The 20933-nt window shown below is 38.9% G+C and carries 28 protein-coding genes, 1 tRNA gene and 2 pseudogenes; 14 read left to right on the forward strand and 17 right to left on the reverse strand.

The features are described from left to right. Positions 1–12 precede the first annotated feature (12 nt). The 7 genes from ACWYN3_RS16965 (at position 13) to ACWYN3_RS16995 (ending at position 4211) form a co-directional block, all read left to right on the forward strand. On the forward strand, positions 13–216 hold the full coding sequence (locus tag ACWYN3_RS16965; protein ID WP_456222187.1) for a hypothetical protein: 204 nt from the start codon (positions 13–15) through the stop codon (positions 214–216). Further along, entirely contained in the window at positions 194–991 is a 798-nt protein-coding gene (locus tag ACWYN3_RS16970) for a hypothetical protein (protein ID WP_456222188.1), read from the forward strand. Before ACWYN3_RS16965 ends, ACWYN3_RS16970 begins: the two co-directional genes overlap by 23 nt. A 26-nt stretch (positions 992–1017) precedes the next feature. After that, entirely contained in the window at positions 1018–1869 is an 852-nt protein-coding gene (hutU, locus tag ACWYN3_RS16975) for a urocanate hydratase (protein ID WP_456222189.1), read from the forward strand. 65 nt (positions 1870–1934) lie between these two features. Beyond that, a complete protein-coding gene (hutI, locus tag ACWYN3_RS16980) occupies positions 1935–3203 on the forward strand; it encodes an imidazolonepropionase (protein WP_456222190.1) in 1269 nt (422 codons plus the stop codon). A gap of 6 nt (positions 3204–3209) precedes the next feature. Further along, positions 3210–3506: a hypothetical protein gene (locus ACWYN3_RS16985; protein ID WP_456222191.1), complete on the forward strand. Its 297-nt coding sequence runs from the start codon at positions 3210–3212 to the stop codon at positions 3504–3506. A 31-nt stretch (positions 3507–3537) separates the two neighbouring features. Next, complete coding sequence (locus ACWYN3_RS16990; protein WP_456222192.1) at positions 3538–3990, forward strand: arginase family protein; 453 nt, start codon at positions 3538–3540, stop codon at positions 3988–3990. Positions 3991–3998: 8 nt separating this feature from the next. Beyond that, positions 3999–4211 (forward strand): arginase family protein, encoded by a 213-nt coding sequence (locus ACWYN3_RS16995; protein ID WP_456222193.1) that lies wholly within the window; start codon positions 3999–4001, stop codon positions 4209–4211. A gap of 7 nt (positions 4212–4218) precedes the next feature. Here ACWYN3_RS16995 and ACWYN3_RS17000 read toward each other — a convergent pair whose 3' ends face one another. The 8 genes and pseudogenes from ACWYN3_RS17000 to ACWYN3_RS17035 all read right to left on the reverse strand — a co-directional run bounded on the left by ACWYN3_RS17000 (position 4219) and on the right by ACWYN3_RS17035 (position 13369). Further along, positions 4219–4497 carry a sensor histidine kinase gene (locus ACWYN3_RS17000; RefSeq protein WP_456222194.1) on the reverse strand — a complete coding sequence of 93 codons (279 nt, stop codon included), beginning with the start codon at positions 4495–4497 and terminating at the stop codon, positions 4219–4221. Beyond that, on the reverse strand, positions 4427–5971 hold the full coding sequence (locus tag ACWYN3_RS17005; RefSeq protein ID WP_456222195.1) for a histidine kinase dimerization/phospho-acceptor domain-containing protein: 1545 nt from the start codon (positions 5969–5971) through the stop codon (positions 4427–4429). The genes ACWYN3_RS17000 and ACWYN3_RS17005 overlap by 71 nt, the downstream gene beginning before the upstream one ends. A gap of 308 nt (positions 5972–6279) precedes the next feature. Continuing rightward, positions 6280–7410, reverse strand: a complete 1131-nt coding sequence (locus tag ACWYN3_RS17010; RefSeq protein ID WP_456222196.1) for a sensor protein KdpD — start codon at positions 7408–7410, stop codon at positions 6280–6282. Between the two features lie 341 nt (positions 7411–7751). After that, a complete protein-coding gene (locus ACWYN3_RS17015; protein WP_456222197.1) occupies positions 7752–8825 on the reverse strand; it encodes a porin in 1074 nt (357 codons plus the stop codon). Positions 8826–8993: 168 nt separating this feature from the next. After that, positions 8994–9491, reverse strand: coding sequence for a potassium-transporting ATPase subunit C (locus ACWYN3_RS17020; protein ID WP_456222198.1), 498 nt, complete (start codon positions 9489–9491; stop codon positions 8994–8996). A gap of 19 nt (positions 9492–9510) precedes the next feature. Beyond that, positions 9511–11546 (reverse strand): annotated as a pseudogene (gene kdpB, locus ACWYN3_RS17025) (potassium-transporting ATPase subunit KdpB). Between the two features lie 6 nt (positions 11547–11552). After that, positions 11553–13282 (reverse strand): annotated as a pseudogene (kdpA, locus tag ACWYN3_RS17030) (potassium-transporting ATPase subunit KdpA). A gap of 9 nt (positions 13283–13291) precedes the next feature. Beyond that, on the reverse strand, positions 13292–13369 hold the full coding sequence (locus ACWYN3_RS17035; protein WP_082035969.1) for a potassium-transporting ATPase subunit F: 78 nt from the start codon (positions 13367–13369) through the stop codon (positions 13292–13294). Between the two features lie 377 nt (positions 13370–13746). Here ACWYN3_RS17035 and ACWYN3_RS17040 point away from each other — a divergent pair, with 377 nt between their 5' ends. The 3 genes from ACWYN3_RS17040 to ACWYN3_RS17050 all read left to right on the forward strand — a co-directional run bounded on the left by ACWYN3_RS17040 (position 13747) and on the right by ACWYN3_RS17050 (position 14946). Next, positions 13747–14058, forward strand: coding sequence for a hypothetical protein (locus ACWYN3_RS17040; protein WP_456222199.1), 312 nt, complete (start codon positions 13747–13749; stop codon positions 14056–14058). Next, positions 14055–14525, forward strand: coding sequence for a hypothetical protein (locus tag ACWYN3_RS17045; protein ID WP_456222200.1), 471 nt, complete (start codon positions 14055–14057; stop codon positions 14523–14525). Before ACWYN3_RS17040 ends, ACWYN3_RS17045 begins: the two co-directional genes overlap by 4 nt. Before the next feature lie 347 nt (positions 14526–14872). Further along, positions 14873–14946, forward strand: a tRNA-Pro gene (locus ACWYN3_RS17050). Between the two features lie 87 nt (positions 14947–15033). Here the strand turns inward: ACWYN3_RS17050 and ACWYN3_RS17055 are convergent. The 3 genes from ACWYN3_RS17055 to ACWYN3_RS17065 all read right to left on the reverse strand — a co-directional run bounded on the left by ACWYN3_RS17055 (position 15034) and on the right by ACWYN3_RS17065 (position 16405). Further along, positions 15034–15510 carry a YybH family protein gene (locus tag ACWYN3_RS17055; protein ID WP_456222201.1) on the reverse strand — a complete coding sequence of 159 codons (477 nt, stop codon included), beginning with the start codon at positions 15508–15510 and terminating at the stop codon, positions 15034–15036. Positions 15511–15588: 78 nt separating this feature from the next. Further along, on the reverse strand, positions 15589–15909 hold the full coding sequence (locus ACWYN3_RS17060; protein ID WP_456222202.1) for a helix-turn-helix domain-containing protein: 321 nt from the start codon (positions 15907–15909) through the stop codon (positions 15589–15591). A 100-nt stretch (positions 15910–16009) separates the two neighbouring features. Next, complete coding sequence (locus ACWYN3_RS17065; RefSeq protein WP_456222203.1) at positions 16010–16405, reverse strand: DUF6597 domain-containing transcriptional factor; 396 nt, start codon at positions 16403–16405, stop codon at positions 16010–16012. A gap of 58 nt (positions 16406–16463) precedes the next feature. Between ACWYN3_RS17065 and ACWYN3_RS17070 the strand changes: the two genes are divergently transcribed. From ACWYN3_RS17070 to ACWYN3_RS17085, 4 genes are all read left to right on the forward strand, one after another. Further along, positions 16464–16805 (forward strand): VOC family protein, encoded by a 342-nt coding sequence (locus tag ACWYN3_RS17070; RefSeq protein WP_456222204.1) that lies wholly within the window; start codon positions 16464–16466, stop codon positions 16803–16805. Positions 16806–17072: 267 nt separating this feature from the next. Continuing rightward, positions 17073–17573: a DUF937 domain-containing protein gene (locus ACWYN3_RS17075; protein ID WP_456222205.1), complete on the forward strand. Its 501-nt coding sequence runs from the start codon at positions 17073–17075 to the stop codon at positions 17571–17573. Next, positions 17558–18028: a hypothetical protein gene (locus tag ACWYN3_RS17080; RefSeq protein WP_456222206.1), complete on the forward strand. Its 471-nt coding sequence runs from the start codon at positions 17558–17560 to the stop codon at positions 18026–18028. Before ACWYN3_RS17075 ends, ACWYN3_RS17080 begins: the two co-directional genes overlap by 16 nt. Beyond that, the gene (locus ACWYN3_RS17085) at positions 18025–18411 is read left to right on the forward strand and encodes an OmpA family protein (RefSeq protein ID WP_456222207.1); all 387 of its coding nucleotides are present in this window, start codon (positions 18025–18027) and stop codon (positions 18409–18411) included. Before ACWYN3_RS17080 ends, ACWYN3_RS17085 begins: the two co-directional genes overlap by 4 nt. A gap of 94 nt (positions 18412–18505) precedes the next feature. Here the strand turns inward: ACWYN3_RS17085 and ACWYN3_RS17090 are convergent, their stop codons facing one another. The 6 genes from ACWYN3_RS17090 to ACWYN3_RS17115 all read right to left on the reverse strand — a co-directional run bounded on the left by ACWYN3_RS17090 (position 18506) and on the right by ACWYN3_RS17115 (position 20905). Further along, positions 18506–19000: a hypothetical protein gene (locus ACWYN3_RS17090; protein ID WP_456222208.1), complete on the reverse strand. Its 495-nt coding sequence runs from the start codon at positions 18998–19000 to the stop codon at positions 18506–18508. Position 19001: 1 nt separating this feature from the next. After that, positions 19002–19292, reverse strand: a complete 291-nt coding sequence (locus ACWYN3_RS17095) for an LD-carboxypeptidase (protein ID WP_456222209.1) — start codon at positions 19290–19292, stop codon at positions 19002–19004. Beyond that, positions 19292–19492: a hypothetical protein gene (locus ACWYN3_RS17100; protein WP_456222210.1), complete on the reverse strand. Its 201-nt coding sequence runs from the start codon at positions 19490–19492 to the stop codon at positions 19292–19294. Before ACWYN3_RS17100 ends, ACWYN3_RS17095 begins: the two co-directional genes overlap by 1 nt. 57 nt (positions 19493–19549) lie before the next feature. Beyond that, positions 19550–20077 (reverse strand): Dph6-related ATP pyrophosphatase, encoded by a 528-nt coding sequence (locus ACWYN3_RS17105; protein WP_456223055.1) that lies wholly within the window; start codon positions 20075–20077, stop codon positions 19550–19552. Beyond that, positions 19969–20286 (reverse strand): Dph6-related ATP pyrophosphatase, encoded by a 318-nt coding sequence (locus ACWYN3_RS17110; protein WP_456222211.1) that lies wholly within the window; start codon positions 20284–20286, stop codon positions 19969–19971. Before ACWYN3_RS17110 ends, ACWYN3_RS17105 begins: the two co-directional genes overlap by 109 nt. A gap of 295 nt (positions 20287–20581) precedes the next feature. Beyond that, positions 20582–20905, reverse strand: a complete 324-nt coding sequence (locus ACWYN3_RS17115) for a hypothetical protein (RefSeq protein WP_456222212.1) — start codon at positions 20903–20905, stop codon at positions 20582–20584. Positions 20906–20933: the final 28 nt, after the last annotated feature.

Raw genomic sequence — 20933 nt, forward strand, 5'->3', positions numbered from 1 at the left:
TTCAGACGTCCTTTGAAATCAACTCCAGTTATTGAAGCATGCCATGAGCTAATCAGAAAACACATACCCTATATCAAAGAAGATCGCCTGTTTGCAGACGATATTAATCAATTACATCATTTGATAACAAACGGTTCATTATTGCAAACAGCTAATGAAACTGCTATTTCTAACCACATTAACCTATTCAACGATGACGACTTCAGAATTTATTAACACCTACGCCAAACATCCATTTTATAAAGCACCAAGAGGTATGCAATTGCATGCTAAAAGCTGGCAAACAGAATCTGTATTACGTATGCTGCTTAACAACCTGGATGGTGAAGTAGCAGAAAACCCGGAAGAACTGGTAGTTTATGGCGGTATCGGCCAGGCTGCGCGCAATCCGGAATCACTACGTAAAATCATTGAAATTCTATTGGAACTGGATGAAAACCACTCTTTGTTAGTACAATCAGGGAAACCTGTAGGTATTATCAGAAGTCATCCACAGGCACCACGTGTTTTGATTGCCAACAGTAATCTTGTGCCTGCATGGGCAAACTGGGAACATTTCAATGAACTACGCAGTAAAGGTTTGATGATGTATGGTCAAATGACAGCAGGTAGCTGGATTTATATCGGTACACAAGGTATTTTACAAGGTACGTACGAAACTTTTGTAGAGTGTGGCCGTCAGCATTTTGGTCATGACTTAACTGGTAAACTGATTGTAAGTGCAGGAATTGGCGGTATGGGTGGTGCACAACCTTTAGCAGCAACTATGGCCGGCGCGATTTTCTTAGGTGCTGATGTAGATGAAACAAGAATTCAAAAACGGGTAGATACTCAATATATTGACCGCATTACGCATTCTTATGAAGAAGCAATTCAATGGGTAAATGAAGCTAAAGCTATCGGCGCAGCTATTTCTATCGGAATAGTTATGGACGCGGGCGATTTACTGGAGCGTTTAACAGTTGAGGGCTTAGTCCTCCTGATATTCTGACTGACCAGACTTCTGCACATGATCCTTTGAATGGTTATGTTCCAAATGGCCTTTCTTTACCTGAAGCACTCGCTTTAAGAAAAAGTGATCCTGAAAAGTATAAAGCATTATCATTAGCCAGTATGGCCCGCCACGTAGGTTTCATGCTTGAATTACAAAAACAAGGCGCAGTCACTTTTGATTATGGAAATAACTTAAGAGAATTTGCTAAACAAGGCGGAGAGAAAGATGCATTCAACTTCCCTGGTTTTACACCTGCTTATATCAGACCATTATTCTGTGAGGGTAAAGGCCCGTTCAGATGGGTAGCTTTATCAGGTGATCCTGAAGATATTTATGTTACAGATCGTGCATTAATGGAAGCATTTCCAGAAAACACGCACCTGATTAACTGGTTACAAAAAGCACAGGATAAAATCAGCTTCCAGGGCTTACCAGCACGTATTTGCTGGTTAGGAATGGGAGAACGTGAAAAAGCTGGTTTAATCTTTAATGAACTGGTAGCAAGCGGAAAAGTAAAAGGCCCGATTGTAATTGGTCGTGATCACCTTGATTGTGGTTCTGTAGCTTCTCCTAACCGTGAAACTGAATCTATGAAAGATGGTTCTGATGCAGTTTCTGACTGGCCGTTACTGAACCTGATGGCAAACACTTCGGGTGGCGCTACATGGGTTTCTTTCCATCATGGTGGTGGTGTAGGAATGGGTTATTCACAACATGCAGGTATGGTTGTACTGGCAGACGGAACTGAACGCGCTGCAAATTGTATCAGCCGTGTATTGTATAATGACCCTGCTATGGGTATCTTCCGTCATGCAGATGCAGGATATGAGCAAGCAGAAATATGGGCTGAAAAGTTCGGTTTAAAAATAGGATAGTTTAAAGCATCATATATGAAACCATCATGATCTTACAAATCACTTAACGAAGTGAAGACAAGATCATGATAGCTTCATCACCGTTAAAAAACAAATTATATACAGATGAAAAAAAACTAATCGGACCATTCAGCGAAATCCTGACGCTGTCAGGTTTAGCGCTGAATGGTGCTATAGACGACAGTCAGTTACAAGTTATCCGCAGCGGTGGTGTAATCGTTGAAGATGGAATTATCAGGGCAACCGGTGATTTTGAGACTTTGCGCGCTTCAAATCCAGAGCTTGAAATAGATGAAGTTGAAGGAGAACAAGTATTGCTTCCTGGTTTTATTGATTGCCATACACATATCTGCTTCGCAGGAAGCAGGGCAAAAGATTATAGCCTTCGTATCCAGGGAAAAACATACCTGGAAATCGCTAAAAGCGGCGGCGGTATCTGGGATTCTGTGACGCAGACCCGTGCTGCAGAAGAATCCAGACTTGTAGAATTGTTAAAACAAAGAGTACAAAGACATTTGGCAGATGGGGTCACTACGATCGAGATCAAAAGTGGCTACGGACTGGATATTGCCAATGAGCTGAAAATGTTAAGGGCGATAAAAACAGTTTCCTCAACTACTCAGGCCGATCTTATCCCAACTTGTTTGGCAGCACATCTTTTACCGAAGGATTTTGAAGGTTCACAAGTCGATTATCTGAATCATATTTTAGCAGATTTACTGCCATTGATTAAAGCAGAAAACCTGGCTGGTCGTGTAGATATTTTCATTGAAGAGAGTGCTTTTGACAGGGCTGCATCAGTTCCTTATTTACAAGCGGCTAAAGCAATGGGATTTGAAATCACTGTACATGCAGATCAGTTTACAACCAGCGGACTGGAAGTGGCTATTGAAGTTGGAGCTGTTTCGGCAGATCATCTGGAAGCCAGTACAGCACGTGAAGCTGCTTTATTAAAAGGTTCTGAAACTGTAGCTGTTGTACTTCCGGGTGCTTCTTTAGGTTTAGGAATGCAGTATGCGCCAGCCAGAAAATTGCTGGATGCAGGAGCTTGTCTGGCTATTGCCAGCGACTGGAATCCGGGATCTGCCCCTATGGGAGATTTACTGATGCAGGCAGCGGTCATGAGTGCTGCTGAGAAACTGAGCACAGCTGAGGTTTTCGCAGGTCTGACTTACAGAGCAGCAAAAGCTTTAAATATTAAAGACAGAGGTATATTAGCCGAAGGAATGCTGGCTGATATGCAGGCTTATCCTTGTAATGATTACAGAGAGATCCTGTATCATCAGGGAAAAATCAAACCTGGCATCGTCTGGAAAAATGGAACAAGAATATAAAAAGATATGATCGATTCATCATTTTATCGCAAAACATCAATTGATACCTGGAACGGACGTAATGATGGAACAGATCTGGCTGTTCAACGCTGGCATCAGCGAATCATTCTTGTTGATCTGGAAGAAAAAAACATAACATTACCACCAGCTCATCAAAAAGGAATTGCCTTAATTGGTTTTTCATGCGATGAAGGTGTAAGACGTAATGGTGGCAGAGTTGGTGCTAAAGATGGCCCGGCTCATTTCCGTAAGGCTTGTTGTAATTTACCTGTACATTGGATGAAGAGATGCTGTTTTTCTTGATTTAGGTGACATTATCTGCACAGATCAGGATATGGAAGGCGCACAACGTGCTCTCGCTCAGGTTGTCGCTTACGCTTTAGCTAATGGTTATAAACCCCTGGTTATTGGCGGAGGGCATGAAGTCGCTTATGGACATTACAATGGGATAAACGACTATATCAATTCATTAGAACCAGCTAAAAATACTGGTAGTATTGGTATCATTAATTTTGATGCTCATTTCGATTTACGTGAGCCCAATGAAAATGGTACAAACTCCGGAACAGGATTTTTTCAGATCGCCAGCGATTGTAAATCAACAGGTAAACCTTTCAGATACATGCCTGTTGGAATCCAGTTAAACAGCAATACAAAATATCTTTTTGATACGGCAGCGGGATTAGGCGTAAAACACATTCCTGCTGAACAGTTTATGGTTTCCAGACAAGAGGAAATACGTCTTCAGACCGAAGAATTTATTGCAGGATCGACACTATCTACCTGACTATTTGTATGGATGTATTTTCATCCTCATTTGCACCCGGTGTAAGTGCCGCAGCTTTTAGCGGTCTTATTCCTGATACATTTTTCTTTGCCTGCTTAAAATCAGTTATTGCAAGCGGAAAGGTAATCAGTATGGATATTGCAGAATGTAACCCGGTTTTTGATCAAGACCAGCGCACCGCTAAATTAGCAGCTGCGCTGGCCTTTAGCATGATCACCTAACCAAAGATTATTCAGCAGCGGGAAGGAAAAAGCAAAAGCGGCTTCCTTCCCCTATTTCACTTTCTACCCATATTTTTCCATTTTCGGCTTCTATAAAGTCTTTGGAAATAGCCAGTCCAAGACCAGAACCTGATTTATTATTTCCATCTGTAGGAACCTGGAAATAGCGGTCAAACAGACGTTTCTGATATTGTTCATCAATCCCTTTTCCAAAATCACGTACCGAGAACTCTATTCCATGATTTTTCTCCTGTATTTCTATCTGTCTGTTTTGACTTCTCTGCACTATAGCGTAACGCATTAGAAAGAAAATTAATCAGTACCCATGCTGTTTTTTCTACATCGGCATTCACCACAGGAAGATTCTCTTTACTGATCAGCTCAAGCTGAATATTTTTCTGCTCTGCCTGAAACCGCACTGCGTTTAATGCATAATTGACTATTTCTAATGGAGCTGCTTTTACAAAATTCAACTGGAGATTTCCTGTTTCTACCTGCGCTAAGTCAAGCAGTTCACTGGTAATTTTTAACAGTCGGCTGCAATCATCTTTAATATGCTCTACCAGTTGTTTTTGCTCTACATTCATCAACCCTATTCTTTCGTCATCCATCAGCTTTAAGCTCATTTTTATGGATGATATCGGGGTTTTAAGCTCATGTGAAACCGTAGCTATAAAATTAGTTTTAGCTTCATCCAATTCTTTAAACTGGGTAATATTATTTAATATATAAACTGTGCCTGCTGTTTTACCTGTCTGTAAAATTGGTGATTCCTGATCTTCAAATACAGGTACGATGATTTCTCTTTTTTGTAATTGGAAATAAGATTCTTTCTGATCAGCGTAAATTTTGATGGGCTGATCATTCCTTTCATTATTCATAATTCTGGCCAGCAGATCATTCTTTTTCATCAGGTCTTTGACGTTCAATCCGTTTACCTTGCCTTCATCTAAATTCAGAATCTGAGCCGCTACCTTATTCATAAAAAGGATTTCCTGTTTTTCATTCAATCCGATAATTGCATCCTGCATCTGTTCAATAATAGCTTCAATCCGCAGTTTTTCTGATTGAATTTTCGCAAGGTTACTATTTTCCCATTTGTTTAACTGCTCCACCATTTCATTGAATGACCTTGCTAGTTCAGAGAATTCATCTGTACCATCAAATTCAAGTCTTTGTTTGTAGTTCTTACGTCCAATCTCCTGAATTGCTTCCGAAAACTCTCTTAACGGATTGGCTACAAAACCAGGGAAATTCACTATGAATGAGAATAAGACAAGAAAACAAAGACATGCAGTGGTGACCAGGTACAGGCTTGCTTTTTCAACAGATTTCTGAGCTGCATCGTTCTTTCTGACAATCCCGTCCATGTTCAACTGATCTATCACCATAAGCTGTGACCGCACCTCTGCTAAGGCAGATTTCTGCTGCGCAGGAATAGATGACGGATCTGTCATTTTCAGAAATGCTGCTGTTAGAGATTTCACAGCTTCTCCCTCCCCTTTTTCGGTTACATTCTTTCCTTCCAGACCAAGTTTTTCAAGAAAATCCGCCTTCTTATCTACTGATAAAGGCAGGTCATTCTGGTCAAGGATTGATCTCATCTCTCTTGTGTAACTTAGTGTCTCATAGTTATCCTTCAAAATCACTTTTGCACTCACCGAAATCTGGTTCATGTAGTAAAGCGAAATCGAGCCGAACAACAGTACCACCACAAATAGGAATCCGAATCCGAGGCGGAGTTTTGTTTTTATTTTCATTGTTTTGCTTATTGTAAAGTCTTTAGTTTTGTCTGGCTTCGCAAAAATAGATCATGCTATGTTCGGGCGGCATTACCGTCGCCTGAAGGGGCTCGGAACGCAATGCCCTCACATTAGCATAATCTATTTTTTCAGATAACCAGGTTGGGGTTATCACTTGTGAAACGCAAACAATGATCATAATTGTTGGATTTGTTGGTTGTTAGATTAATGTTTAAATTTTATCACTTAATTTCTCAATTAACTTTTTGTGTTGTTTTATTAATTAGCCTTTTGTTTATCCCTTAATCATCAATCAGCTCCTCCTTTCAGGATAGGATGACAAGGTCTGTTTCTGTTGATGAGATATTTCGCAATAACTCGTTAAAAACTGCGGTTCTCATGATTACCTGAAACAGATTTAAATGAGGTTTACCGATACATATGGTTGTTATTTCTTTTTCCTGTGCAATCCTTATAATTGTCTTGGTGACCTCATCACTCTTTACTTTGATCACCTCGGCTCCAAGTTCTGTGGCGAGCTTAAAGTTATTAATGAGATGCCGCTGTAAATCTAGCTTAATCCTGTCACTACTTTCGTTATTATTCTGCACATAAAGTACAATCCAGGGTGATCTGTAATAAGAAGCAAGCCTTGCCGTTTTCCTGATTACGATTTTTGCTGTTACGTTATTTGTTGAGATACAGGCCATAAAACGCTCTGGTCTCAGCTTAATTTGTTTAGGTATTTCTACACTGATTTTTCTTTCTACATGGTGCGCCACTTCTCTTAAAGCCAGTTCCCGCAACTGCAAAATTCGTTCTGACTGGAAGAAGTTCCCTAAAGCTCTTTCTATTTTTGTTTTATCATATATCTTACCCGATTTAAGGCGGTCTATCAATTCGTCCGCCGTCAGGTCAATGTTTACAATTTCATCCGCAATATCCAATACCCTGTCCGGAATCCGTTCGGTAATTGGAATACCCGTGATTTTTTCAATCTCTTCATTCATACTCTCCAGGTGCTGAATATTCACCGCAGAGATGACACTTATACCCGCCTCCAGAATGTCCATTACATCCTGCCAGCGTTTTGTATTTTTACTTCCTTCTATATTGGAGTGTGCAAGTTCATCCACAATCACAACTTCAGGATTCCGGCTTACAATCGCCTGTACATCCATCTCCTCCATTTCCTTCCCCTTGTAGAACAACTTACGTCTTGGAATCAAAGGGATTCCCACTAATAATGCATGGGTTTCTTCCCTGTTATGGGTTTCAATGTAACCGATCTGTATGTCTATCCCATTTTTAAGCAGCGCATGTGCTTCCTGTAACATTCTGTAGGTTTTCCCTACGCCTGCGCTCATTCCAATGTATACCTTGAATTTACCCCGGCGCGATTTCTTCACCAGGTCAAGGAACTGACGTACAGATTGTTCTTTACTATTATCTTCCACAATATGATCTGTTTACCATTTAATGATTACATAACCAATATCGACTAAATAAAACACGCCTGTGAAAAGCGTCGCTCCTATCTATCAATATCAGTATAAATTTAGCGGAATAATTCCGATAAACTTTTCTTATTCCAGCGCTGTTCTGCGGATTCTTAAGCCTGATCGCCTGTGCTTGTTTGAATCGGGCAATCCTTGCTTTTCTCTTTGTTTTCGGGCCGTATTTCAGACATAAAAAACCTGCAATAACAGTAACTGATGCAGTAAATAAAAATTCTAAAAATGTTTCCATATTTATAGCTTTTAAAGCCGGGGATATACTCCCCGGCTAGTCAATTTGTTTAAAACGAAACTGCTACACTTGCAGTCACTGCTGCATTATAGTTCACTGCACTCATATCCCTTTTAAAAATCTTGTCTTTGCTGTCATATACTTTACCTTCTAATCTGACAACAGCATTTGATATTGGTGAATAGTCAATATTTAAAGAATATCCTTTGGTTTTGAACCCATTAGGGGTATCTGTAGCGATCAGCACACCATTTTTATCCTGGTAGTATTCAAACCTGCCTGCCATTGCCCATTTAGGATTGATAGTATAACGGGCGATAACCACTGGTGATAATATTTCATTTTTGCTATGATCTGTTTTTGATTTTTGCTGCGTCGCATAGTCAAACCCTACAGTTACACCAAAAGCATCAGCCAGTTGAAATACGCCATATACATTATGATAGAACCGTGTTACACGTATAGAGTCTGCACCTTCTGTTCCCAAATAGTTACTGTAATTCACAGTAATTTTATCGGTAGGTTTCCAGGTTAGTTGTACTCCTCCGGCAGGTTGTCTGTTTCCATCCTGACGGGCAATCCGCTGCCAGCCGTTTAAATATAAAGCTGACGCTGTAAATTTATTATCATCAGTGCTGTAAGTAACTTTAGCGCCGGATTCAAAATAAGGAGTGTTCTCTGATGAAATATTTCTTGTCAGTACCCAGCAGTCTTTTGATATCGCACTTTCAAAACCAATATGCGAAGAGAAAACCCCTGCATCTACCCATAAATTGGCTTTGTTGGAAATTTTTTTGAAACCAACGTTCGCTTCCAGGATATTTTTTGATACTCCGGACTCAGCTGCTAAATTCGCATTGGCATAAGTTCCGGCCATCAAAGCCAGGTTAGCTCTGATCTTCCCGGAATCATATGCAGCTTTAATATACCCCAGATTCAAATTCACTTCGTTACTTCTATTGTGTGCGTAAATAAAACCAGGTCTGTTGTTATTGGCTGGTTTATTAAAATCGTGTCCATAATATACTTCTGCGTATCCAGAAATCTTAACTTTCGGTTCGTCCTGTGCATTTGCACTTAGACCCATAAAAACAGTGGCAGCTGTTATCAAAAATTTGTTCATTGTATCTTCTATTATTAAATTGGTAAGGGCTTGTAAGAGCCTGTTTAAATGAAGCTGCTTTTTGTTCTGGCTGCTGAATTTCAAACAGGTTTTAAATTATTTTTTCAGATTGTCTAATGCTACATTCAGTTCCAATACATTTATTGTACTTGGACCAAAAAGACCTAACTAACAATGGACCATGAGCTTTTTTTTAACCAGGTCTGCTACTACCTGTTCGTTTAATTTTCTGTTCATCGCAACTCTTTTAATCTGAATAGCTGCTCCTTCTACAGAAATATTAGGGTCCAATCCGCTACCTGAAGCCGTAACCATGTCGGCAGGAATATCACTGCGTTTAAGATAGGGGTGATATTTAAGTAAAGAATCTACGCGACCGCTTACTTCTTTCAGGTAGTCTGGATTAGACGGACCTTTGTTAGAACCACCAGATCCATCTGCTTTATAACCAACTGCTGATGGTCTGCCCCAGAAATACTGGGGCTTGGTGAATGATTGGCCGATTAAGGCATAACCTACTACTTTACCATTTTGAGTGATCTTTTCACCACCTCCATTACCTTTGGAGAAACCTCCTGCAAAGGCAACCATTAAAGGATATATTACGCATAGCAGAACTAATAAAACTGCTGTAAGACGTATTGACTGTAAAATGTACTTTTTCATGATTTTATATTAAAATATTTTAAACGAATAGCCCAACTAGTATATCAATTAACTTGATTCCTATAAATGGTGCTATTACACCACCCAGACCGTAAATCAGCAGGTTTCTGCGCAATAATGCACTCGCTCCGATTGGTTTATAAGCCACACCTTTTAAAGCAAGGGGAATCAGGATCGGGATGATAATCGCATTGAAAATAACAGCCGACATAATTGCACTTTCAGGGGAATGTAAGCCCATAATATTCAAGGCTTGTAAAGCTGGTATCGAACCAATAAACAAGGCAGGAACAATAGCAAAATATTTAGCTACGTCATTTGCAATAGAGAAGGTTGTTAGCGTACCACGGGTAATTAACAACTGTTTACCAATCTCTACAATCTCAATCAGTTTAGTCGGGTCATTATCTAAATCGACCATGTTTCCAGCTTCTTTTGCCGCTTGTGTTCCACTGTTCATGGCAACACCAACATCTGCTTGTGCTAAGGCTGGCGCATCATTTGTGCCATCACCCATCATCGCAACCAGCTTACCTAAAGCCTGCTCGTCTTTGATGTAGTTCATTTTATCCTCAGGTTTTGCCTCAGCAATAAAATCATCCACACCTGCTTTTTCTGCGATAAATTTAGCTGTTAACGGGTTATCACCAGTCACCATCACTGTTTTAACACCCATTTTACGCAGACGGTCAAAACGCTCGCTGATACCTGGTTTGATAATATCCTGTAACTCAATTACACCCAGTGCTTTTTCATTTTCTGAAACGACCAGTGGTGTTCCACCGTTAGAAGCGATCTTTTTAACTTCGTCTTCGATATCCTTAGGGAAAACATTACCTGCTTTCTGAACGATATTACGGATAGAATCAAAAGCTCCTTTACGGATACGTCTTCCATCTGGTGTGTCAATACCACTAGACCTTGTTTCGGCTGTGAATTTGATAAATACTGCTCCTTCTGGTGTAGTTGGCAATGCAAAATTATGCTGTGCATTTCCAGTTTCGATAATAATCGACTTACCTTCTGGGGTTTCATCTGCTAATGAACTCAGTACACAAGCATTGGTAAACAGTTTGGCATCTACGGACGCTGTAGGATAGAAATTAGTAGCTTTACGGTTACCAATAGTGATTGTACCTGTTTTATCTAATAACAGTACGTCAATATCACCTGCTGTTTCAACTGCTTTACCTGATTTAGTAATCACATTTGCACGTAATGCACGGTCCATACCGGCAATCCCGATCGCTGATAACAGACCACCGATTGTGGTAGGGATCAGACATACAAACAAGGAGATTAATGCAGCAATTGTAATTGGTGTATTTGCGTAATCTGCAAATGGTTTCAACGTCACGCAGACAATCACAAATACCAAAGTAAAACTTGCTAAAAGGATCGTTAAGGCAATCTCATTCGGTGTTTTCTGACGTGAAGCCCCTTCTACCAGGGCGATCATTTTATCCAGGAAGCTTTCTCCTGGTTCAGTACTCACCATGACTTTAATTTCGTCCGAAAGTACTTTAGTACCACCAGTCACAGACGATTTATCACCACCAGATTCTCTGATTACTGGTGCAGATTCTCCGGTGATAGCCGATTCATCAATTGTAGCTATACCTTGAATGATTTCTCCATCTGTTGGAATAGTATCGCCGGTTTCACAAAAGAAAACATCACCTTTTTTCAACTGACTTGAAGAACGCATTTCTATAGTTCCGTCTGCAAGTACTACTTTAGCAGGGGTTTCTTCTCTGGTTTTTCTCAAACTGTCTGCCTGAGCTTTACCTCTGGCTTCTGCAATTGCTTCTGCGAAATTGGCAAACAGTACTGTTAAGAACAGGATTAAGAAAATAAAGAAGTTATATAATGGTGATCCTTGTCCAGCATGGCTGAAAGAATAAACCGTAACATATGCCATCACAACTGTGCCTACCTCAACGGTAAACATAACCGGATTGCGCACCATTACCCTTGGATCAAGTTTTATAAAGGAGGATTTTAGTGTGCGCTTTGAACCAATGCAGGTTCAAATAATTTATTAGAAGACTTCATGATAATCTATTTAATCAGGGTAAAATATTCTGCCAGCGGGCCCAAAGTCAGGGCAGGGAAATAAGAAAGGGCATTCAACACAACGATTACTGCAAAAGTCATCAGACTGAAAGTGAGCGTATCTGCTTTTAAAGTACCAGCCGATTCAGGGATATATTTTTTAGCACCCAGTAATCCAGCGATAGCTATAGGACCAATAATTGGTAAGAACCTGCCCAGAAATAATACAAATCCTGTAGCCACGTTCCAGAACACATTGTTATCACCTAAACCTTCAAAACCTGAACCGTTGTTTGCGTTAGAAGAAGTCATTTCATATAACATTTCTGAGAAACCGTGGAAGCCAGGGTTATTCAACCATGATTTTGGTTGTACTGCCCATGCCGCATCAGCGTGATTGACTATAATAAAACTTGACAATGCTGTACCAGCCAGAATTAAGAAAGAAAGGACGACTTAACAGGGTAATCAATGCTGCAATTTTAATTTCTCTTGCTTCTACCTTATGTCCCAGGAATTCTGGTGTCCGTCCTACCATCAAACCAGATATGAATACGGCAATGATCAGGTAGATAAAATAATTGAGTACTCCTACCCCACAGCCCCCGTAAAAGGAGTTAATCATCATGCCTAACAATTGCCAGAAACCTGTTAATGGCATTGTACTATCGTGCATACTATTTACAGATCCTGTAGAAATAATAGTTGTAACTGTACTCCAGTAACCCGAAATTGCAGGCCCGAATCGCACCTCTTTACCTTCCATTGCTCCGGTTAACTGCGAAACACCCATTTTTGCGATTGCAGGATTACCACCCAATTCACTGCTTACCGTTGGGATCAGCAGTAATAACATACCAATAGTCATGACTCCGAATATCATCCATGATAATTTTCTGCGTCTGATAAAAATCCCGAAAGCAATAACCATTGCAATAGGAATGATTACCTGTGCGATCAGCTCAACTGAGTTGGTGAAATATGATGGATTTTCTAATGGATGTGCAGAGTTTGTACCAAACCAGCCACCACCATTTGTCCCTAAGTGTTTAATAGCTACAAATGCAGCTGCAGGGCCTCTTGATACGTTTACTGTATCACCCTGAAGAGATATAAATTTGTCTTTTCCTTCGTAACTTGATGGTGTACCTGAGAATGCCAGAATCACTGCCATCACTAAAGAAAGTGGCAATAATAACCTGGTAATCGATTTAACAAAGAATTCCCAGAAGTTACCCAAATTAGTAGATGTCTTGTCTCTGAAGGCTTTAAAGAATACTACAGCAGCTGCGATACCGGTTGCAGCACTCACAAACTGAAGAAACATCATGACAAAGTGTTGTGTAAAATAAGTAACACCACTTTCTCCTGAATAATGCTGCAGGTTACAGTTAACAACGAAACTAATAATAGAGTTAAAGGCAAGATCAGGGGTCATCCCTGGATTGCCATGCCATCGGATTAAGTGGCAGCTTATCCTGATTCATTAAAACGAAGAATCCGTAAACTAACCATACAAGATTGATGGTCATCAGCGCTTTCATATGCTGTTTCCAATTCATCTGCTCGTTCGGGTTAATTCCGGAAAGTTTGTAGATCCCAGATTCAATAGGTTTTAGAAAGTCAGTCCAGACTTTTTCACCAGCAAATACCTTTGCAAGGTATTTACCTAAAGGAATAGCTATAACCAGGGTAAGCAGGTAGGTAGCGAAGATTCCAAATAATTCAGTGTTCATAGCGTTCAATTAAAATTTTTCGGGTTTAATCAGCACGTAAATCATATAGATAAATACTGCGATTGCGATAATAAAAAGTGCGATCATAATTTTAGATTTTTTCGAACCAGTCGATTGATTTGTAACAGATCCATGTCAGGACCAGAAGAGCGATTAAAAGTAATACAGTCATCATTGTGTTTATTTTTTATGGCCTTATCCAATAGACATACCACCAAAAAAAAACCGCCGACGGTGACAAACAGCTATTTTTCAGTGATTTAGGCAGAAAAACAAATTTCACACCGAAATATGGCTTAAGAAAACCCTTCCATTATGGAAGGGTTTATTACCAATATGAAAGGTTTGATCTTGATAAAGGGCATTTAAATTAGCAAGAACAGGGTTCTGATAATATGTTTGTGCTATAGGGTTACTTAATAGTACTGCGGTGTATTAAGGGAAACCTTTAATCCTTTTTTATTATGATGAAGAAATATTTGATTTATGGAATATTAGCAATAACTGCTTTCGGTTGTAGCAGCGATAAAAAATCAAGAGCTAATGCTGAAGAAGTTCAGCAGCCAGGTTCCGGGGCTTCTGATACTTCGGTAACTGAGAAAATTGTTAAAACGGCGGATATGAAATTCAGGGTAAAGGATGTCCAGTCTACTAAAGAAAAATTAGGGGGTATCCTGAAAGCTGAAGGTGGTACGATTGCTGAGTTTAATATGCATAGCCAGGTTAGGAACAATGAGAAGAGAAAAAATATTCTGCAGATTCTTTACTGGAATTGATATCCTACCGGGTTGAAGGTTTGATCGTTGCTAAAATCCCCGCCGAAAAACTGGATGATTTCACTAATCAGGTGGCTGGAATGGCTGTGTTCATTGATGATCAATCTTTAAAACAAGATGATCAAAGTATCAATTACCTGAGTAATCAATTGAAGAATAAGAATAAACAGGAAGCCGTTACGCAATTGAATAATTCTGTTTCCGGGAAAAAGGTCAGCGTTGCAGAAAAATCTTTAGCCCTGAAAGATGCATATGTAGATAACAAGGTCAGTAACCTGTTAACTGACCGGAACGTAAAATACAGCACAATTACTTTAAACTTCTATCAGGATAATACAATTAAAAAAATGATAGTGGTTAATGATGAACTATCTGATTATCGTCCTGACTTTTTCAAACGTTTCTGGTTAAGTTTTGAAAATGGATGGAGTATTTTTAAAGAATTCATCCTGATACTAGCTAGCTAATTTGGGGCTGTAATATTGATTATTATCGCAGGTTACTTTATTTTCAGACACTATCGCAGAAAAAAATTGATAGCATAAGTCAATTCAGGGAGACATTTTCAAGAAATGCCTCCCTATTTACTATATATCCATATCTGACTTGAAATTTTTTCTCCTTGAAAAGCAACGCATTAAGAGTTTTTTACGGTTTAAATGCTCGTCAGCGATAAAAATGTCAATTCTTTACTTACCTTTGTTGCACACCAAATAAGAAAAATCATTTATGATTAATCAAATTTGGTCTCTGCAAATAATTAGTTATATTGCAGACCCTTCGCAAGAGGGACAATAAAGGTGATACCATTTTTCGGGGTGTAGCGTAGCCCGGTATCGCGCCTGCTTTGGGAGCAGGAGGTCGTAGGTTCGAATCCTGCCACCCCGACACAAATAGACGTTAGACTCTATCGAAAAGCCTCTAAATATTACATTTAGAGGCTTTTTTCGTTTTTATCGTAACTAAAATTCATTGTTACTGCGCCTTATGATTGCTGTTAAACGAATCTCTGAATATTTTCCAGCCAGCTTTTGTTTTTCTCCACAATTTCAAGTATTTACCATCGTCGAGAAGTTTCCCCTTTGGATCAAAAACCTGCCAGGAGCCCACCTCGGTTACATATTCATTATCATCTCCGTAAATATTACTGGTTTGGAACTTAACACCTTTAACTTTTCCTGCTGTAAACGTATCTGCGAAATCTTTTTTGAGTGCTTTTCTTCCACATATGGGAAGCATGTTTGGAGCTAGCAGGCATGCGTCTTCGGTATAAAGGTTGACAATAGACTCATCATTTTTCGCGAACAGGTTAAAATAAAGCGTGTTGATATTTTCAATCGCCTTTTTTACTCCAGACAAACCCGGATTAGTAGTAATCTGAGCCTGGCAATTATCATAAACGAAAAAGAGAGTTATACACACAATTGCTTTTACAAGGTTGTTTTGTTTCATGATGTTTAATTAATTGAATGAATAATTAAAGCAAAATTACCCCTTGAAAAAGAGTATAAATTGTAAAAAACGGAACAATCAATTATTGAGAGTTACAAAAAGATCGGTTGAATTTTCCGGAGAAAACCGGGAGGGTGTTGAGCCGGTGAAAAATTTAAAATCCTTTATAAAATGTGACTGATCGAAATAGCCACATTGATGGGCAATTGTGGTAAGTGATGAATCTTTGTTTGCAACAAGGTGAACACTTTTTTGAAACCTGGCTATTTTACTAAACAGATTTGGACCAAGACCGGAATAATTTAAAAATATTTTTTGCAGGTAACGGGATGAGACACCGTATCGGGAAGCGACTGAGTTAATGTTTTCAAAAAAGTCATCTTTACTTAGGTCTTGCATAATACTGTTTAACAGCCCTAATCTGGTGTATTTATTCGCGAAAAGTGAAAGTCTTCTTAATAAAAAATCTTCTATTAATTCAATTCTTCGATCCAGGGACTTAGCATAGCCATAATCTTGAATGCAGCAAGACGATGTCTTTACCTCCTATATCTTTAAAATCAACTACCTGATCGTTAAACTCTTCTATTGGTTCACTGAAGAAACAGGCTGCTGTGTGAGTAAAGAATCGAATGCCAAGCATTGAATGCTTTCCGAAAGAAGTAAAAGTGAATGGCTTAATCGTTTGGCCCCACAGTTGTACATCAGGTTTATTTATTAAATCACCACTAATTAGCTGCTGTGGTCCGTCACTCCCCAGATTGAACATAATCTCGATAAAGCCTGTCGCAAAAACTTTATCCTGGGTAAGTATAGCCGTCCCCGTTTCACATACAAAATAACATTGTATATAATTCTTTAAAAAACCATTCGGACTAAATTCTAGATAGCTCATACCTGACTGATAGCTATAGCTAAGTTAGCATAAAACAGAAGTTCCTGCAACTCTTGAAATGCTTGAAACCTATTTTGGCCTTGTTAGAGCTCCTGGTATCCCTATCAGTTCTAAAATGGCTTTTTTACTGGATGAAAACGGCTCATTAATCACCATGTTTAAGACTGATGATGCTCTCTATCCTGAAATATTCCACATTGGATTTATGCAGGAAACCATTGATCAGCTAAAAGAAATTCACAAAAAAATCACGGCTGGCGGATATAATCCAGAAGAGATCCGCGAGGAACATGGAAGAATGACCTTTTACTTTAAGGCTCCCGGAGGATTTATGGTTGAAGTCAATTCACTGATTGAGGCAAATCGTCCGGAACTGAAAAGTATGATTAACAGTAATTAATCATTTAGAGCACCGCATGGGAACCACAAATCCATTAATTTTATTAAAAACCTGTTTTTAAACCCTTTACTTAATCTGGTGACTTGCAGATATAAGTGCTTAAGCTTATATTTATGTAAGTGCAGGTACATTTTATACAATGTACTGAATTGAAATTAAAGGCGAGGGTGTATAGTGATCGTTTGAACATTAAGAGTTAATGCATCTTTTTTTTTTTATAAAAAAGATTGATATAAAACTAAAATTTCTAACCTAAAAACTATAAACATGAATTTAATTGAGCTATTAAAGAACGAGGTGAGTGATAATGTAGTCTCGTCTCTGAGCCAGAAAGCTGGCGTAACCGAGGATCAGGTAAAAACTGGTTTCTCTGCTGGTATTCCCGCCGTCCTGGCCGGTATTATGAAAAATGGAACCGGATCAGACTCAGGCCTTCTGGGAAAAATATTACCAGGTCTCACTGGTACCGGTGCAGAAAGTAAAACTGAAGATTTATTAGGTGGTAGTGACGATTCTTTATTAGAGAAAGGAAAATCATTGTTAGGTGGTTTATTCGGAAATGACACAAATTCTGTAACTGATGCAGTTTCTGCTTCCAGCGGATTAAGTTCTGAAAAATCTGCAGGACTAATGGCAATGATTGCTCCGCTCGTTATGGGTTTTATTACCAAAACAATGGCTAGTAAGGGATGGAACTTCTCTGATTTATTAGGCAAATTATTTTTGAAAGCAAATCTGAAATCACTGCTGCTTTGCCGCAAGGTCTAAGCGATTCTTTAGGATTAGCGAGCTTAAAATTACCTAAGGTGGAGATTCCAAAAGTGGAAATACCTAAAGTAGAGGTTCCAAAAGTTGACCTGCCTAAAGTACCTCCGGTAAATTATGGTGCAATTCAGGAACCCAAATCTGGTGGTGGTTTCTTAAAATGGCTAATACCATTGCTTATTATTATTATAGGCGCCTGGTGGATTATGGGCAGGTCTGGCTGTAATAAATCAACAGTTGTAACGGACTCTTTATCATCCAAAGTTGATTCAATGGGTTCTAAAATGGACTCTGCTGGCAGTGCAATGAAAGCTGGAGCCGCAGCTGTAACCAGTACAATTGCAGGAAAAATAAATGAAGCAGGAGATTTCGTTAGAGATTTAGGTGCTAAAATCAGCAAAAAATTACCAGATGGCACTGAAATCAGTATCGGTGAAAATTCTGTAGAAAGCAGTTGATTTCATTTATTGAAGATAAAAGCAAACCTGTCGATAAAACTACCTGGTTTACATTTGACAGATTATACTTTGAAACTGGAAAAAGTACATTAAAAGCGGAATCACAGGAACAATTAAAAAACATGGTCGCTATTTTAAAAGCATATCCTGATGTTAATCTAAAATTAGGTGGATATACTGATAATACTGGTGATGCTGCAATCAACAAGAAGATATCTAACGAACGGGCCAATGCTGCAATGATGGAGCTGGTAAAATTAGGCGTAGATCCTAAGCGTTTAGAGGCTGAAGGTTATGGTGCGGAACACCCTATTGCCAGTAATGATACAGCTGATGGAAAAGCTCAGAATCGTCGTATTGATATACGTGTGACTAAAAAATAGTTATGATAACGTCCGGCTGGAATAAGGCCGGACGTTTCTATTTTTCTGACAAGATCATTTCAATGACCTCAGCGTACTGCCTTCAGTACCTACTTCAAGAATATGCCTGCTCGCACTTCAAGGCAAAATTATCTTTCTGATGACCAACAGGAAAATCGAAGCAAACAGGATAATCATATTCGCTTACCTTCTCCATCACAATTTCATAGATTGATTTGCCAAATTCTTCACCAGGATCATCCGGTTTTATGCTAAATCCACCTATTACTAATCCCGCAAGATGAGCTAATTTACCTGTGCGTTTTAAATTCCAGAACATCCGGTCAAGACTATATAAATATTCTCCGGTATCTTCTAAGAACAAGATCTTACCATTTGTATTCAAGTCTGATTTCGTCCCCGAAAGGTTAGCTATGATACTTAAGTTACCTCCAACCAGTGTACCTTCTCCCCTGCCGGACCGGTTTGATAAGGCAACCGGAGCCGTATATTTAAGATCCTGACCAGTTAATGCCTGTCTGATTGATAAGATCGTAGATATCTGTACCGGCTGTGCTTTAGTCCAGTCGTCCGGAAAGCTATTACACATCTTAGAATGTATCGTTGCAACACCCAAAATTCTGATTTATATGGCAGTGAAGTACTGTAACATCACTAAACCCGATTAACCATTTAGGATGTTTAACAAATTGACTAAAATTTAGCTGGTCAATAATCCGGATTAAACCATAGCCACCTCTGGCACACATAATTGCTTTTATAGCCGGATTATCCAGCATTTTCTGCAAATCTGCCCTTCTTTCTTCATCCGTTCCACCATAAGTAAAATCCTTTTTCCCTATAGCCAGACCGATCTCTGTTTTAAATCCCCAACTCTCCATTAACTGAACAGCAGGCTGATTTTTTTTTCTAAGGTAATTGGCCCTGCCGGACTGGTAATTCCTATGGTATCACCAGGATTTAAATATGGAGGGATCTTAATCTTACCCGTATCTTCTTCTGAAAGATTAGCCCAGCCATCTAATGTCGACAATACTGCTCCTGAAGTAACCAGAGAAGAAATAAAATATTTTCGGTTCATATAAAATCCAGATCAAGACTATGAGTTAAAAATACCGTTATTTTCAGAAAGAAAGAACTAGCTATTATTCAATGGTAATAAATCGCAAAACCAAAACCCGCTATTGTTTTTTACTGGTCCGGCTGAACAGGAATCAGTATCCGTTTTAGGAGATTGATATTCCCTGTAAACCCTTTCACCTACTTCAAAAAGGATTGGATTTTTGAAGATAGGGCCATCAAAACAAAAGGTATGAAACTCCCCATTTTCTCCGCAGATATCTACATTGGGAGGTAAATCTTTGATGAAATCTGAGTCAATAATTCTTCCTGCAAATTCAGGATCAAGCAAATCTGCTTTAATGCAAACAAGAATAGATTTAAAACCAAGATCAATGAATTCAGTTAAGAGTTCCTTTGTATCTCTTTTCCAAAGTGGAAAAACAGATTTTATATGCAAAGCGGATAGTTGCTCTTCCCTGTATTTCCTAAGATCTTCTAAAAAAATATCACCAAAGGCAGCGTGTGTAAATCCTTGTCGATGTAAGCGGGAACTTCTTTCTCCATCAGCATTTCGTATTCCTGCATTGATGGTTGTTCTGGCAATTCAATAGTACTGTGAGGTAAGTCAAGGGCATTTAATTGCAGTGTAAGCAACTCTCTTCTTAAACCATGCATACTGACGCGATTATGCGTTGCATTAACTGAAGTAAGTAAATGTTCTACACTATAATTTTCATCCTGCATCAGATCATACAGTGCAAGAGCAGAATCTTTTCCTGTACTCCAGTTAAAATAGGTTTTTGATTTATTCAATTTTGTGGTATTATTTATAATTAAGTATGACTATCCTTATGAAAAAGAGAACAGCTATGATTATTCCAATAATTAGCGGTCCCAATATCGGTTTAGTTCTGTATTTAACATTTCTATCCAGATCCCTGTTCCAAAACAATTCATACATAACAAAAGTTACCGCTGTGTTGGCTATATATCCATAGCCCATCTTGTCCAAATGCATAAATTCTAAAATAAAAGAAAGCAGGCAGAAATAGAATACCAAATACAATCACTGGCCAACTTCTTCTTCCTGCTGTTCTACAGTTCGATGCTAACATAAATGCACCAAATAGAACAGAAAATAAGATTGAAAAAGCATAAACGGCTGTTTGGGAATAATATGCAGGGGCCTCTCAAGATATTCTTCAGCATCATTAGTCCAGACTACTTTATTTCCTTCTAAGCCCTGTATTACTCTCTCATTGATTTTCCCTTTGATATCCTGTTCTATATTCTCAGATAATTCAACATTTCTCTTTTGCAATTCGGCAAGTGCCAGCCGTACAGCCTCATCAGTATGTTTATCAATATTATTAATATAAAACAATAATTCTTTATCTGTTTTTTTGGAAAGGACTTGTTGAAGAGCGCTCATTTATTCTGTTCTAATCTTATTAAAGCTA

The organism is Pedobacter sp. NJ-S-72 (assembly GCF_053890575.1).

Excerpts from the sequence above, each read along its gene's own strand:
- ACWYN3_RS17115 (WP_456222212.1), bottom strand. The coding sequence starts at position 20,905 with ATGAGCGCTCTTCAACAAGTCCTTTCCAAAAAAACAGATAAAGAATTA.
- ACWYN3_RS17095 (WP_456222209.1), bottom strand. The coding sequence starts at position 19,292 with ATGGAGAGTTGGGGATTTAAAACAGAGATCGGTCTGGCTATAGGGAAA.
- ACWYN3_RS17020 (WP_456222198.1), bottom strand. The coding sequence starts at position 9,491 with ATGAAAAAGTACATTTTACAGTCAATACGTCTTACAGCAGTTTTATTA.
- hutI (WP_456222190.1), top strand. The coding sequence starts at position 1,935 with ATGATAGCTTCATCACCGTTAAAAAACAAATTATATACAGATGAAAAA.
- ACWYN3_RS17060 (WP_456222202.1), bottom strand. The coding sequence starts at position 15,909 with ATGCAAGACCTAAGTAAAGATGACTTTTTTGAAAACATTAACTCAGTC.
- ACWYN3_RS17100 (WP_456222210.1), bottom strand. The coding sequence starts at position 19,492 with ATGAACCGAAAATATTTTATTTCTTCTCTGGTTACTTCAGGAGCAGTA.
- ACWYN3_RS16985 (WP_456222191.1), top strand. The coding sequence starts at position 3,210 with ATGATCGATTCATCATTTTATCGCAAAACATCAATTGATACCTGGAAC.
- ACWYN3_RS16995 (WP_456222193.1), top strand. The coding sequence starts at position 3,999 with ATGGATGTATTTTCATCCTCATTTGCACCCGGTGTAAGTGCCGCAGCT.
- ACWYN3_RS16970 (WP_456222188.1), top strand. The coding sequence starts at position 194 with ATGACGACTTCAGAATTTATTAACACCTACGCCAAACATCCATTTTAT.
- ACWYN3_RS17005 (WP_456222195.1), bottom strand. The coding sequence starts at position 5,971 with ATGAAAATAAAAACAAAACTCCGCCTCGGATTCGGATTCCTATTTGTG.
- ACWYN3_RS17075 (WP_456222205.1), top strand. The coding sequence starts at position 17,073 with ATGAATTTAATTGAGCTATTAAAGAACGAGGTGAGTGATAATGTAGTC.
- ACWYN3_RS17090 (WP_456222208.1), bottom strand. The coding sequence starts at position 19,000 with ATGTGTAATAGCTTTCCGGACGACTGGACTAAAGCACAGCCGGTACAG.
- ACWYN3_RS17065 (WP_456222203.1), bottom strand. The coding sequence starts at position 16,405 with ATGAGCTATCTAGAATTTAGTCCGAATGGTTTTTTAAAGAATTATATA.
- ACWYN3_RS16990 (WP_456222192.1), top strand. The coding sequence starts at position 3,538 with ATGGAAGGCGCACAACGTGCTCTCGCTCAGGTTGTCGCTTACGCTTTA.
- ACWYN3_RS17040 (WP_456222199.1), top strand. The coding sequence starts at position 13,747 with ATGATGAAGAAATATTTGATTTATGGAATATTAGCAATAACTGCTTTC.
- ACWYN3_RS17055 (WP_456222201.1), bottom strand. The coding sequence starts at position 15,510 with ATGAAACAAAACAACCTTGTAAAAGCAATTGTGTGTATAACTCTCTTT.
- ACWYN3_RS17035 (WP_082035969.1), bottom strand. The coding sequence starts at position 13,369 with ATGATCGCACTTTTTATTATCGCAATCGCAGTATTTATCTATATGATT.
- ACWYN3_RS17015 (WP_456222197.1), bottom strand. The coding sequence starts at position 8,825 with ATGAACAAATTTTTGATAACAGCTGCCACTGTTTTTATGGGTCTAAGT.
- ACWYN3_RS17070 (WP_456222204.1), top strand. The coding sequence starts at position 16,464 with ATGCTTGAAACCTATTTTGGCCTTGTTAGAGCTCCTGGTATCCCTATC.